The sequence below is a fragment of the Ignavibacteria bacterium genome (assembly GCA_036262055.1).
In the GTDB taxonomy this organism is placed as follows: Bacteria; Bacteroidota; Ignavibacteria; order Tepidaquicellales; family Tepidaquicellaceae; genus DATAJP01.
Genome location: DATAJP010000002.1, coordinates 964,442 through 976,829 on the forward strand (window position 1 = coordinate 964,442; position 12,388 = coordinate 976,829).

The 12,388-nt window shown below is 36.5% G+C and carries 12 protein-coding genes; 3 read left to right on the plus strand and 9 right to left on the minus strand.

The annotated features are described in order from the left end of the window. Positions 1-3: 3 nt before the first annotated feature. Positions 4-594 carry a sugar transferase gene (locus VHP32_06180; GenBank protein HEX2787476.1) on the plus strand — a complete coding sequence of 197 codons (591 nt, stop codon included), beginning with the start codon at positions 4-6 and terminating at the stop codon, positions 592-594. Here VHP32_06180 and VHP32_06185 read toward each other — a convergent pair whose 3' ends face one another. From VHP32_06185 to VHP32_06225, 9 genes are all read right to left on the minus strand, one after another. Beyond that, on the minus strand, positions 595-1,779 hold the full coding sequence (locus tag VHP32_06185) for a DegT/DnrJ/EryC1/StrS family aminotransferase (protein ID HEX2787477.1): 1,185 nt from the start codon (positions 1,777-1,779) through the stop codon (positions 595-597). Between the two features lie 12 nt (positions 1,780-1,791). Continuing rightward, positions 1,792-2,226, minus strand: a complete 435-nt coding sequence (locus VHP32_06190) for an OsmC family protein (protein HEX2787478.1) — start codon at positions 2,224-2,226, stop codon at positions 1,792-1,794. A gap of 16 nt (positions 2,227-2,242) precedes the next feature. Next, positions 2,243-2,740, minus strand: coding sequence for a cupin domain-containing protein (locus VHP32_06195; GenBank protein HEX2787479.1), 498 nt, complete (start codon positions 2,738-2,740; stop codon positions 2,243-2,245). Between the two features lie 50 nt (positions 2,741-2,790). After that, a complete protein-coding gene (locus VHP32_06200; protein HEX2787480.1) occupies positions 2,791-3,714 on the minus strand; it encodes a Ppx/GppA family phosphatase in 924 nt (307 codons plus the stop codon). Continuing rightward, the gene (gene prmA, locus VHP32_06205) at positions 3,680-4,540 is read right to left on the minus strand and encodes a 50S ribosomal protein L11 methyltransferase (GenBank protein HEX2787481.1); all 861 of its coding nucleotides are present in this window, start codon (positions 4,538-4,540) and stop codon (positions 3,680-3,682) included. The genes VHP32_06200 and prmA overlap by 35 nt, the downstream gene beginning before the upstream one ends. 47 nt (positions 4,541-4,587) lie before the next feature. After that, the gene (gene folD / locus VHP32_06210) at positions 4,588-5,490 is read right to left on the minus strand and encodes a bifunctional methylenetetrahydrofolate dehydrogenase/methenyltetrahydrofolate cyclohydrolase FolD (GenBank protein HEX2787482.1); all 903 of its coding nucleotides are present in this window, start codon (positions 5,488-5,490) and stop codon (positions 4,588-4,590) included. 20 nt (positions 5,491-5,510) lie between these two features. Beyond that, a complete protein-coding gene (gene carA / locus VHP32_06215) occupies positions 5,511-6,602 on the minus strand; it encodes a glutamine-hydrolyzing carbamoyl-phosphate synthase small subunit (GenBank protein ID HEX2787483.1) in 1,092 nt (363 codons plus the stop codon). Positions 6,603-6,692: 90 nt separating this feature from the next. Further along, on the minus strand, positions 6,693-7,136 hold the full coding sequence (locus tag VHP32_06220; protein HEX2787484.1) for an SPOR domain-containing protein: 444 nt from the start codon (positions 7,134-7,136) through the stop codon (positions 6,693-6,695). Between the two features lie 5 nt (positions 7,137-7,141). Further along, positions 7,142-8,977 (minus strand): S9 family peptidase, encoded by a 1,836-nt coding sequence (locus tag VHP32_06225; protein HEX2787485.1) that lies wholly within the window; start codon positions 8,975-8,977, stop codon positions 7,142-7,144. Between the two features lie 168 nt (positions 8,978-9,145). Between VHP32_06225 and VHP32_06230 the strand changes: the two genes are divergently transcribed. Further along, entirely contained in the window at positions 9,146-10,372 is a 1,227-nt protein-coding gene (locus VHP32_06230) for a helix-turn-helix transcriptional regulator (GenBank protein ID HEX2787486.1), read from the plus strand. Between the two features lie 6 nt (positions 10,373-10,378). Beyond that, on the plus strand, positions 10,379-12,388 hold the full coding sequence (ligA, locus tag VHP32_06235) for an NAD-dependent DNA ligase LigA (protein ID HEX2787487.1): 2,010 nt from the start codon (positions 10,379-10,381) through the stop codon (positions 12,386-12,388).

Below are 12,388 nucleotides of genomic sequence, written 5' to 3' on the forward strand. Positions count from 1 at the left end.
CGAATGAAAAGAATTTTTGATTTTGTTGTATCTTTATTAGGACTGATAATTCTTTCTCCTGTATTTCTTATCATTGCAATAATAATAAAACTGGATTCGAAAGGACCCGTTTTTTATAAACAGCTCCGCTCCGGAAAAAATTTTCAGGATTTTTATTTATACAAATTCCGTTCAATGAAGGTTGATTCGCACTCGAAAGGCTCAATAACAATAGGGAAAAGAGATCCTCGCGTGACAAATGCGGGCTATTACCTGAGAAAATTTAAGCTTGACGAACTGCCGCAATTGATAAATGTTTTAAAAGGGGAGATGAGTTTTGTCGGACCACGTCCCGAGCTGAAAGAATATGTAGAGCTTTATGATGGTGAGCAGAAAAAAGTGCTATCGGTTAAGCCGGGCATTACAGATTATGCTTCCATAAAGTTCAGAAACGAAAATGAACTGCTTGCGCAGTCAGACAATCCTAAAGATTTTTATGTTAAGGAAGTTATGCCTGCAAAACTAAAACTTAATATAGATTACGTAAACAAAAATAATTTTTTTTCCGACATTAAAATTATTTTTATTACAGTGTTCTCAATTTTCAGGAAATAATTACAAAGAATTGTAAGCGCTCTTCAATTCACTTACCACGGTTTTTATATCCTCATCAGACATTCCATAATAAAACGGCAGCGCAATGGAACACTTCTCAGCCATGTATGAATTAGGAAAATCTTTCGGCGAGTAATTATATTTATTCTTGTAGTAATCTAAAAAAGGAGGTGCATGTGTGCCCTGACGCGTTGTGATTTCTTTTTTCTCAAGTTTATCCATAATTTCATTTCTCATATCAAAAAGTTTCTCGCAATTGCTCAGTGTCAGTTCTTCCGGTTTAAATAAAACTGCATAAGACTGATAGCCGTGAAAATAATCTTTGTGTTTGTAAGGAAGCTGGAGCCAATCTAAATCTTTCAGTAAATCATCATAAACCAAAGCAAGATGTTGTTTTCCCTTCACGATAGTTTCTGCTTTTTTCATTTGTGTTGTTCCGAGAGATGCCTGAATGTCTGTCATTCTGAAATTATATCCCAGATGTTCATATTTAGAAAGCAAAAAAGAATATTGCTTTTTTTCTTCTTCATTTTTTTGTCTCTGGAAATCAGATTTTGAAGCGCCGATGTCTTTCAATGAACGGCAGAGTTTGGCAAGTTTTTCATCATTAGTAACTATCATTCCGCCTTCTCCTGTAGTTATAGACTTTCGCGGATGAAACGAAAAACATCCGAGCTCGCCGAACGTTCCGGAATGTTTATTTTTAAATTTGCTTCCGAACGCGCAGGCGGCATCTTCTATGATTATGAGATTATGCTTTTTGGCTATGGCAGTAATTTTATCCATATTAACACATAAACCAAACTGATGCACGGGAATAATCGCTTTTGTTTTTGATGTTATCTTCTCTTCAATTTTATCAACGTCAATATTAAAAGTTCTTAAATCTATATCGACGAATACAGGTTTAGCATTAACATATTCGACGCAGTTTGCTGTTGAGAGCCAAGTGAATCCGGGAACTATAACTTCATCATCTTCCTTTATTCCTGCAGCAATGACTGCAATGTGTAGTGCAGTTGAACCCGAAGAAACAGTCACTGCATGTTTTGCGCCTGTCCATTTGCAGAACATATCTTCAAACTCTTTAACGTACTTTCCCTGAAGAACCCAGCCCGACTTAAGCGGCTCCTGAATGATTTTTAAATCTTCATCATCGAAATATGGTTTTGATACCGGTATCATTTATCCGAACTCTTATTTGTTTTCTTCTTTATCTTTCTTTACTTCAACTGACCATGTGACTTCGCATCCCGATTTCTCAAGCATTGCCGATGCACTGCAATATTTCTCATGTGAAAGCTCAACTGCCTGCTGAAGCTCCTCGATTTTAGCATCGGGGCTATACAAAACGTATTTCATGTGAACTTTTATATAAACTTTTGGATAATCTGCGGCGCGTTCGCCTTCTATAGAAATTTTTAAATCGTTAACCGTTCTTCTTTTTTTGCGTATGATGATCAAAACATCTATTGCAGAACATGCGCCTGCTGCCTCAAGGAAAACCGCCATTGGCGAAGAAGCGGAACCTTTTCCTCCGTCTGATTCTCCTGCATCAAAAAAAGTTTCAAGTCCTTTATCATCTTTCCCCTTTAAACGCATTCCTGATTCTAACGACAGTTCAACTTTCATAATGTGCTAATTAAAATTAAGTAAGTTTAATTATTATGTCTTTATGCTGTGGAAATTCTTTCAATAATTTTTCACGTTCACCCATTTCAAAATCAAGAAAATCGAACCCAGGTGCGACAGCACAACCGACCAGTGAAAACGAATCAGGTTCGTTTACGTATGCGCCAAACCATAAACCTTTAGTTATTATTGCCTGCGGCTGTTCGCCATTTTCTATGTTTAATCCGACTTTATGTTCTTCGAGTTTTCCATTGTCATCAATCGTTACAACCGTGCACGAACATCCCGCATGAAAATACCAAAGCTCGTCGGATTTTATTCTGTGAAACTTCGACCTGTTGCCTGTCTCAAGTAAAAAATAAATCGAAGTAGCATGATGCCTGTGTCCGCCATATCTTTCAGGCAAATGGTCTTTGTGAATCTTTTCTTCGCTCTTATAAATTTCTTTAAAGAACCCGCCCTCAGGATGTGGAAGAAGATTTAATTTCTCTATATAATATTTTGATGAATGCAAAATTGTTAATTATTGGAATTCCCGCCTTCGCGGGAATGACTAAGTTAATTTTAATTTTTTGTTAGAAAAAGAAACACTCCATAACGAAGTCCTTTTGATGAAACGGTTATTTCTTCAAAACCGAAATAATTCATAAACTCAAGAAGAATCAATGCCCCGGCAGTTATTATATCGGCGCGTCCTTTCATAAAATCACCAAGCTCCAGAATCTGCTGTTCGTTCATTCGCGACAAACGGTTGAACAAAATATCAACATCGTTTACTGCTAAAATGCTCTTATGAACTTTCTCTTCATTAAAGGTTTTCAGGTTTTGATTAAGAGCAGAAAGTGTTGTCATAGTTCCCGCAACTCCGATAAGTGTGCGATGCTCAAGATTAAGAAAATTTATTTCGAGAAATTTTTCGCTAATGAAATTTTTTGCCTGTTCTATTGATTTAACATTTATTCCATTCTTAAAAAATTTTTCCGTTACTCTTACGGAACCTATATCTATGCTTTTTGAAAAAAACTTTCCGTCATCAATATAAGAATTTTCCGTGCTTCCGCCTCCTATATCCAGCACCGTATAATGCTCTGAGTTGCCATCCTCAAAATCAAACACCGCCCCGAAATATCCGAACTTTGCTTCGGTGAATCCGTCAAAGACTTCTATTTGCAGGTCAAGCTTCTTTCTAAAATAAGAAATAAACTCATCCTTGTTTTTTGCATCACGCACGGCGCTTGTTGCAAACGCAAACATTCTGTCAGCTTCATAAGTATGAGAAAACCGTAAATACTCTTTTAAAATTTTATTAAGCCGCTGAATCGAACTGTTTGAAATTATTTTTGTCTCATCAACTCCTTCGCCTATTCTGGGAAATTCGGTATGCTCGAAAATTTTCATGAGCTTGCCGTCAATCAGCTCTGCAATCAACAAGATGCAGGTGTTTGTGCCTATGTCAATTACTGCTATCCGGCTGCTTTTTGATTGCATATATCCCGAGCCATTCGGCTTTGTAATATTTTTTTAGTATCTCAAAATCATTTTTCTCAAGCTTGTCAGTAATGTCTCGTTCTTCAACTTTCAAAATCCCCGTTGCAAACAATTTCCCATTGTTGACTAATCTTCCATAAATCTCCGGAAGGTTTTCTATGATGACACCGCTGATAATGTTAGCGCAGATAACATCAAAGTTTCCTTTCTTAAGCTCTTTTATGTCAGATTTTAGAAGCCTGATGTTTTCAGTCTCATTTATTTTAAAATATTCTTTTGCATTTTCAATTGAGATTTCATCAATTTCAATTGCAGTAACTTTTTCTATTCCCATTTTGGCTGCGGCAATTGCAAGAATTCCCGTCCCGCTTCCGAAATCGAGAAGCTTTTTTTCTTTACCGTCGAGATTTTCAGCCATCATTTCGAGAATAATCTGTGTTGTTTCATTATGTCCCGTTCCAAAAGACATTTTCGGGTCAATCTCAATTAGAATTTTATCTTTAGTATCTTTAAGCTTATTTTTCTTCCAGGATGGATAAACAATTATTTTATTCTTAATAAAAACCGGCTCGATGGTTTTTTCCCATTCTTTGTTCCAGTTTTTATTCTCAACTTTTTTAATTACAAAATCTTTTTCGGGAATGATGTTGGTATTGGTGAGTGTATTACGGAGCTCCTCGATTTTCCATTTGAGGTTATCCTCAATGTAAATTTTCAGAAAACCTTCTTCTTCAAGGATATGCTGAACGCCGTTATAATACAAAACGTTATAAAGCTGTTCGTAGTTTTTCTTATTAAAAAATATATCTATTTCGTAGTAATGCATATCTGCTGTATAAATCTACCATAAATTTACAAAAATTAACACAGATTTTACTGACTATAAATAGCTTTATTTCTTGAATCCAAAGTGTTTTTCATAAGCATTGCAATTGTCATTGGTCCGACACCGCCGGGAACAGGCGTTATCAATGAACATTTTTCATAGCAGTCTTTAAAATCAACATCCCCCGTTATGCGGTAACCGTTTTTTGCATTCGCATCTTCGACCCGGTTAATGCCCACATCGATAATCACGCACCCTTCTTTAATCATATTGGCTTTTACGAAGTCAGCTTTGCCGATTGCCGCAATTAGTATATCAGCATTTTGTGTATAAAAATTCAAATCTTTCGTTGCGCTGTGGCAAATAGAAACAGTTGAGTTAAATTCTTTCTGAATCATCAAGTTCGCAATGGGTTTCCCCACAATGTTGCTTCTGCCAATAACCGTAACGTTTGCTCCGTTCGTTTGAACATTATATCTTTTTAAAAGCTCGGTGATGCCATATGGAGTGCATGGAATAAAACTTTTCAATCCTGAAACAAGCCGTCCCGTGTTTTCAGGGTGAAAACCGTCAACATCTTTTTTGTAATCTATTGATTCAATTATTTTCTGTTCGTTAATGTGTTTCGGCAAAGGAAGCTGAACAAGAATGCCATCGATTTTATCGTCAACATTATACTTCTGAACGAGTTTTATTAAATCTGTTTCTGAAGTATTTTCAGGAAGTTTTTCAGTAACGGAATAAAATCCAATTTCTTCACACGCTTTGCCTTTGCTTCGTACATAAACAACCGATGCAGGATTTTCACCGACAATAATAAACGCGAGTCCGGGGACACGTTCACCGTTAGCTTTTAATTTATCAACTTCGGCTTTTACTTCGGCTTTTATATCCGCAGAAGTTTTTTTGCCGTCAATAATTTTATCAAGTAATTTTTCGGATGAGCTCATTAAATTTTAAGTAAGGCAGGTTAATTCTTGTATGAATCCACAATTTTCATAAAATCCTCAAACAGATACTTGCTGTCATTTGGTCCGGGTGATGCTTCCGGATGATATTGCACTGCCATCACGGGGAATTTTTTATGCCGCAATCCTTCGTTTGTCCCATCGTATAAATTTGTGTGTGTAACATCAACGATGTCGGGATTTAAAGTTTTTTCATCGACTGCAAATCCATGATTTTGAGAAGTAATTTCTATTTTATCGGTTAATTTATTCTTCACGGGATGATTTGCTCCGCGATGTCCGAATTTTAGCTTATATGTATCGGCGCCAAGGGCAAGTGAAATAATCTGATGACCAAGGCAAATCCCAAATATAGGAATTCCCGTATTGATTAAAGCTCGTGTATTCTCAATTGCATAATTAAGAGCGGCAGGGTCGCCGGGTCCGTTAGACAAAAAAATCCCGTCAGGTTTGTATTCAAGAATTTCTTTAGGAGCGGTGTTAGCATTAAAAACTTTCATTGCCGCATCAAACTTTTCAAATTCTCTCAAAATGTTTTTCTTAATCCCAAAATCATATACTGCAAGTTTGTATTTGGGGTTGTCGGGAGATACCAGATAATTCTTTTTTGTTGTGACATACTTAACCAAATCTGCACCTTCCATTTGCGGAGCATTCAAAACTCTTTCAAGCAATTCTTTATCGCTGATTTTTTCTGTAGTGATTAATCCTCTCATTGCGCCTTCGCTGCGAACCATCTTTGTTAAAGCGCGTGTATCGATTCCCGCAATTCCCGGAATGTCATTTTCCTTTAAAAAATCTCCGAGTGATTCGAGTCCTTCAAAGTTGCTCCATTCATCCTCATAGTTTCCAACTACAAAGCCGCTGACCTGAGCTTTTATTGATTCTGAATCTTTAAGATTTGCGCCATAGTTGCCTATGAGCGGGTAGGTCATTATTACTATTTGTCCGTAATATGAAGGGTCGGTGAGTATTTCCTGATAGCCGCTTAGCGAAGTATTAAAAACCACTTCGCCGGTTGTTTCTTTTGTGCTTCCAAAAGAATAACCTTCAAATATAACTCCGTTTTCTAAAACTAATTTTGCTTTCTTCAAATAAAAGAATAAAAAATTAAGTATGTATCGTTGGATTCTTCGTCACTTCATTCCTCTCCAAAAAAGTCCTTCGGACAGAATGACACGCTGTTAAAATCTTTTCGTTCTTGTAAATGCATCGGTGAATCCGCGTCCGATAACAGTTGTCAGATAATTATTTGCTGTCTGAACGTCATCAAATGTTCCGACAGTAACTTTATAAAGTCCATCGAGCGGATCTAAAGTAACATCTACTCTCAAATCAAGCTTTCCTCTTGCGTTTGCAGCAAGCCCGTCTGCATAATTTCTGTCTCTGAAGGCACCAATCTGAATTGTAACTTTATATGGAACCACCTCTTCAACGATAACAGGGGGCATTTTAATTGTATCCTGAACATAAACCGGGTTTCCATCCGGTCCCAAAAGCTCACCGTTTGGTCCTACCATCAAATCACAATCGGGACATGATGTGCCGCAGGAATTAAAAATTAATGCTGTCAGAGAAAGCAATAGAACAGGAAGCAGTAAACTAATTTTAGAATAAATGTTTCTCATTTTTTTTATCTTAAATATTTATCTAAAAACTCAAGTTGTGTTTTAAAAGCTTTAATTGTGTTTGTAACTTTCGAGAACCCGTGTCCTTCATCCTCAAAGAGAACATATTCCACTTCTTTTCCGTTCTTTCTCAGCTTATCGACTATCTGAACAGATTCGTTTTCCACCACACGAGGGTCATGTTTACCCTGCATCACAAGCAGAGGACACTTTATGTTATCGATATAATTTATCGGCGAACGTTCTTCAAGAAACTTTCTATCTTTCTCAACGTCGCCGACTAATCTGGCAACTCCTTCTTTCCAGTGTTCCGGAACAGAATTAGCAAATGTTACAAGATTGCTGGGTCCGAAAATATCAATTGCGCATTTCCATAAATCGGGAGCTCGCGTAATACAGGTAAGAACCATAAATCCGCCAAAGCTTCCCCCGACGATTGCAACCTTTCCCATATTAACATAACCCGATTTTTCGAGAACTTCCATACTTTTAAGAACGTCCAGATATTCAGCGCCCCCGAAGTCACGGTATATCATTTTCTGGAAATTTTTGCCGTATCCAGTACTTCCTCTGAAATTTGGTGCAATGACAATATAACCATTATTACAATAAATCTGAATATATTTGCTAAAATTATGCATTTCCTGCGCCTCAGGTCCGCCGTGAGGCCATAAAATCGCAGGATTTGAACCATCTTTTTTTAATCCTTTAGGAATATATAATAATGCATGTATTTCAAGGTCATCAAAACTTTTATAATAAACATCCTTAGGTTTGGTAAATGCTTGTTTGTTTATTCCGCCGACAAGTGAAAATGTTATCTGTTTAAGTCTTTTTGTTTTTATATTGTAGGTATAAATATCAGACGGGTTCAGCGGACTATCCAGAATAAAGACAAGCTTTTTATTATCAGAAGTAATATTAACGTTGCTATAATTTCCCTTTGGCAGTCTTAATTTTACTTTCTTTCCTGTTTTGAGATTTATCAGATGCGGGGTCTTGCTCGCATTTTTATTCACTACATAAACCATATACTTCCCATCTTTAGAAATTTTGTAAACTTCGATGTTGCCTCCGGATTTCAGAAACCATTTCGAAGAGTCTTTTTTAATATCGTAATATTTTATCCCTATAAATTCTCTTCCGCTGTCTGACAAATAATAAAACCCCGTCCCCTTATTATTGAATTTTGCATTTGAGTTAACTCCTCTTTCTTCTCCGTCAATTCCCGTTATCTGTTTGAACGAATCGTTATCGATATCATATAAAAACAAATCATGTTCAGAGTTTGAATAAACTTTGCTGTAAACTATATGCTTTTCATCAGGACTCCAGGCACTCGGCTCACAAATAACCTTTTCATCGAATGCTCTTACAAGTTTGTTTTCACCTGATTTTAAGTCTTTAATATAGGTATCGAAATTATATTTTAAACGCTTATTGGAAATAAATAAAAGCTTGTTGCCTTTTTTATTGAAGTCGGTATAAAAAGTCTGTGAATCCTCAAAACCGTCTGAAAGATATTCAACTTCACCGCCTTTGTTAGAAGTCATAAAAATCTGATGATTCTCATTTCCGTCACGGTCACTGAGAAATAAAATATTGTTTGTACCCGGCGAATGCATCAAATCCCTTACCGGCTGGTTCCACAACGTAATCTGGGTTGCCCATCCTCCGTTTACCGGAATAGACCATATTTGCGGAGAGCCTGTTGTATTTGTTATATAATAAATGGTTTTATTATCAGGTGACAGTGTATACCCTGTGATAGTTCTTACAGAATAAAACTGTTCTACAGGGTATTTTACTACACTTTCTTTCTTTTTCTTCTTGGTTGACATTAAAACACGCAGGGATTTGTAATTCCCGAAAATTACAAAATTTAATCATAAAAATAAGTTCATTATCCACAAAGATTCATAGTATTTTATTTAAAATTTACGTCAAAATGAATTTCTTTAAAGAAGCATATCAGTTAATTTGGTTAATTAATTAAACAAAATATTTTAATGCTTAAAAACTTCGGAGAAGATTTAAAAAAAATAAGAGAACGAAAAAAAGTTACACTTCAGGAAGTTGCTCTGAAAACACGTTTCGGTATTCATATATTCGAAAAAATGGAATCGGGAGATTTCAGTTTTGAAATTCCTACATATATACGCGCTTACTTAAAACAATATGCAATTGCGTTAGACGAAAATCCTGATGCTGTTTTAAAAGATTATGACTTAGCAAAAGCCGGAAAATACCAGACAAAAGTTTTTGAAGAAGTAAAGATTTCCGAAACTCCAAAAGTTGAAGAAAAAAAAGAAGAGACAAAGGAAGAAAAGCAAGAAGAACCAAAATCTGAACCGAAGCAGGAACCCAAAATTGAATTACCTAAGAAAGAAGAAATAAAAGAACCCGTAAAACAGGAAAAGGAAGAAGTTAAGCCTGTTGATAAAAAAATTGAGCCGGTTGAATTAAAAAAATCAGAAACGATTAAACATCGCGCAACAAATGATGATAAGACAAAACAATCTGCTCAAAAAGATTACAAGATAAACATTACCCCTAAAGCGGATGTCCGCGAACCGTCTTCGTTCAAAGTTGACAGCTCGATTATGAAATCATTGATGATAATTGTATTCATAATTCTTGGGGGAGCGGGATTATTCTTTTTAATTACGTCAGTATTTTCAAGCAAGGGTGATGTAGAAATCGTAAGACAAAATTTTGATGAAATAGTTCAGGAGAATGAAAAAAATATTTTAGGTAAAAAAACTCCGGCGGAAATCGCAGACTCAATCAGAAAAGCTGAAGAGGAGGCAAGATTATTAGCGGCATCGCAGGGCGATTCTCTTTCACTAATGATAATCGGAACGAACTATGGCGAGATAATTATTATTCCCGATTCCCTTGGAATAAATGACAAAGAAATTATTTCTTTCGGGAAAAACGATACGGGAATATTTAAAGCGTCAAAGTTTTTTCTCATAACAACCAGCAATTCTGAGGCGTTTAAAGCGGTTTTAAACGGAAAAACTCTTGAATTCGACAGGAGAAAATTTAGCAATCTTCGTATAAATAAAGACGGAATCATTCCTCAGACAAGCGGTTCCACAACACGAACACGAACAACTCAAAGAAGTAATGATGAGAATAATAATACGCGAAATAATAATTCAAATACTGACAGAAACGATACACGAACCAATACTCCCGGCAATACACCAAACGAAACTACTCAACCGTAACTTCTGATGGCAATTCCTTCAGCAATAGCTAAAAAAGCCGAACAGCTCCGCAGAAAAATTTTGGATGCTGATTATAAGTATTATGTCCTCGCCGAGCCTGACATAGATGACCTGAAGTATGACATGATGATGAAGGAGCTTGAGAACATCGAGAAAGAATATCCCCAGTTAATTACTTCCGATTCACCGACACAAAGAGTTTCAGAAACACCAACATCGAAGTTTGAAGTTGTTCATCACAAAATTCCGATGCTTTCGCTTGCGAACTCATACAACTTTGATGAGCTTGATGATTTTGATAAACGCATAAAAAATATTTTGGGAAATGTTGATTATAACTATGCCTGTGAATTAAAGTTCGACGGACTTGCAGTTTCGCTCGTTTATGAGAACGGCAAATTCAAAACCGGTGCAACACGCGGAGACGGTGAGAAGGGGGATAATATTACCCAAAATTTAAAAACGATTAAATCAATTCCACTTTCTGCTTCAACAAGCAAAATAAAAAATTATGAAGTACGCGGTGAAGTGTTTATTAAGAAAGATGATTTTTTGAAAATCAACGAGGAGCAGGAATTAAAAGGTGAAAAGATTTTTGCAAATGCCCGAAACACTGCTGCAGGAACTTTAAAACAAAAAGATTCAAAAGCAGTTGCTGCGCGACCGTTGAATTTATTTACTTACTCATTTATTTCGGATGACGTTAAAGTTAAAACTCACATCGAAGGAATTCATTTTCTTGAAGAATTAAAATTCCCCGTCAATAAGTATTATAAGCTTCTAAAAAACATCGAAGAGGTAAAAAAATTCTGCAATGAAATTGAATTAATTCGCGATGAGCTTCCTTATGAAATAGACGGTGTTGTAGTGAAAGTAAATTCAATTAATCAGCAGAAAGAGCTTGGTTTTGTTTCACGTTCACCGAGATGGGCAATTGCCTATAAGTTCAAAGCGAAACAGCAAGTTACTAAGGTTCGTGACATCGTTTGCCAGGTGGGGAGAATCGGAACGATTACGCCTGTAGCTAACCTCGAACCGGTATTTCTTGCGGGCTCGACAATTTCACGTGCAACGCTTCATAACTTTGATGAAGTAAAACGTCTTGATATAAGAATCGGTGATTATGTAAAAATTGAAAAAGGCGGTGATGTAATTCCAAAAGTTACTGAAGTTATAAAAGAGAAGAGACAAAAAGGAGCAAAAGAATTTCATCCTCCTGATAAATGTCCAGTCTGCGGCACCAAGCTTGAAAAACCCGAAGGGGAAGTAAATTATTACTGCATAAATTTTTTATGTCCTGCGCAGGTGCAGGGACGCATTGAGCATTTTGTAAGCCGTGGCGCAATGGAAATCGAAGGTCTTGGTACAAGCATAATAGAAATATTTTTAAAAGAAGGTTTCATAAAAGATTTTACCGATATATACGACCTTCACAAGAAGAAAAAGAAAATCGTTGATCTTGAAAGATTCGGGGAAAAAAGCGCTGAAAATATTTTAGCAGGAATTGAAGCATCAAAGCAAATGCCGTTCGACAGGGTGTTGTATTCGCTCGGCATAAGGCACGTCGGCGAAAGAACGGCAAAGCTGCTTGCAAAGCATTTTAATAATATTGATGCGCTTATCAATGCAAATGTGGAAGAAATAAATTCTGTCAGGGAAATCGGTCCGCGCATTGCGCAGAGCGTTCGCGATTTTTTTGATACAAAGAAAAACGTTGCTGCGATTGAAAAACTTAAAGCGGCAGGATTAAAATTTTCATTCGAGAAGAAAAAACCTTCAAAAGTAAATCCTCTCATAAACGAAAAAACTTTCGTTCTCACCGGAACACTCCCAACATACTCGCGCGATGAAGCTTCAAAAATTATCGAAGACCTCGGCGGCAGAGTCTCATCATCAGTCAGTAAAAACACGGATTATGTTTTGGCAGGGGAATCTGCCGGCTCAAAACTCGATAAAGCTCAAAAGCTTGGCGTCAAAATAATCGATGAGGTTGAATTTAAGAAAATGGTCAAGTAA

What these genes read in the sequence shown, in the direction of transcription:
- VHP32_06180 (HEX2787476.1), top strand. Translation starts at nt 4, where the DNA reads ATGAAAAGAATTTTTGATTTTGTTGTATCTTTATTAGGACTGATAATT.
- VHP32_06185 (HEX2787477.1), bottom strand. Translation starts at nt 1,779, where the DNA reads ATGATACCGGTATCAAAACCATATTTCGATGATGAAGATTTAAAAATC.
- VHP32_06190 (HEX2787478.1), bottom strand. Translation starts at nt 2,226, where the DNA reads ATGAAAGTTGAACTGTCGTTAGAATCAGGAATGCGTTTAAAGGGGAAA.
- VHP32_06200 (HEX2787480.1), bottom strand. Translation starts at nt 3,714, where the DNA reads ATGCAATCAAAAAGCAGCCGGATAGCAGTAATTGACATAGGCACAAAC.
- prmA (HEX2787481.1), bottom strand. Translation starts at nt 4,540, where the DNA reads ATGCATTACTACGAAATAGATATATTTTTTAATAAGAAAAACTACGAA.
- folD (HEX2787482.1), bottom strand. Translation starts at nt 5,490, where the DNA reads ATGAGCTCATCCGAAAAATTACTTGATAAAATTATTGACGGCAAAAAA.
- VHP32_06220 (HEX2787484.1), bottom strand. Translation starts at nt 7,136, where the DNA reads ATGAGAAACATTTATTCTAAAATTAGTTTACTGCTTCCTGTTCTATTG.
- VHP32_06225 (HEX2787485.1), bottom strand. Translation starts at nt 8,977, where the DNA reads ATGTCAACCAAGAAGAAAAAGAAAGAAAGTGTAGTAAAATACCCTGTA.
- VHP32_06230 (HEX2787486.1), top strand. Translation starts at nt 9,146, where the DNA reads ATGCTTAAAAACTTCGGAGAAGATTTAAAAAAAATAAGAGAACGAAAA.
- ligA (HEX2787487.1), top strand. Translation starts at nt 10,379, where the DNA reads ATGGCAATTCCTTCAGCAATAGCTAAAAAAGCCGAACAGCTCCGCAGA.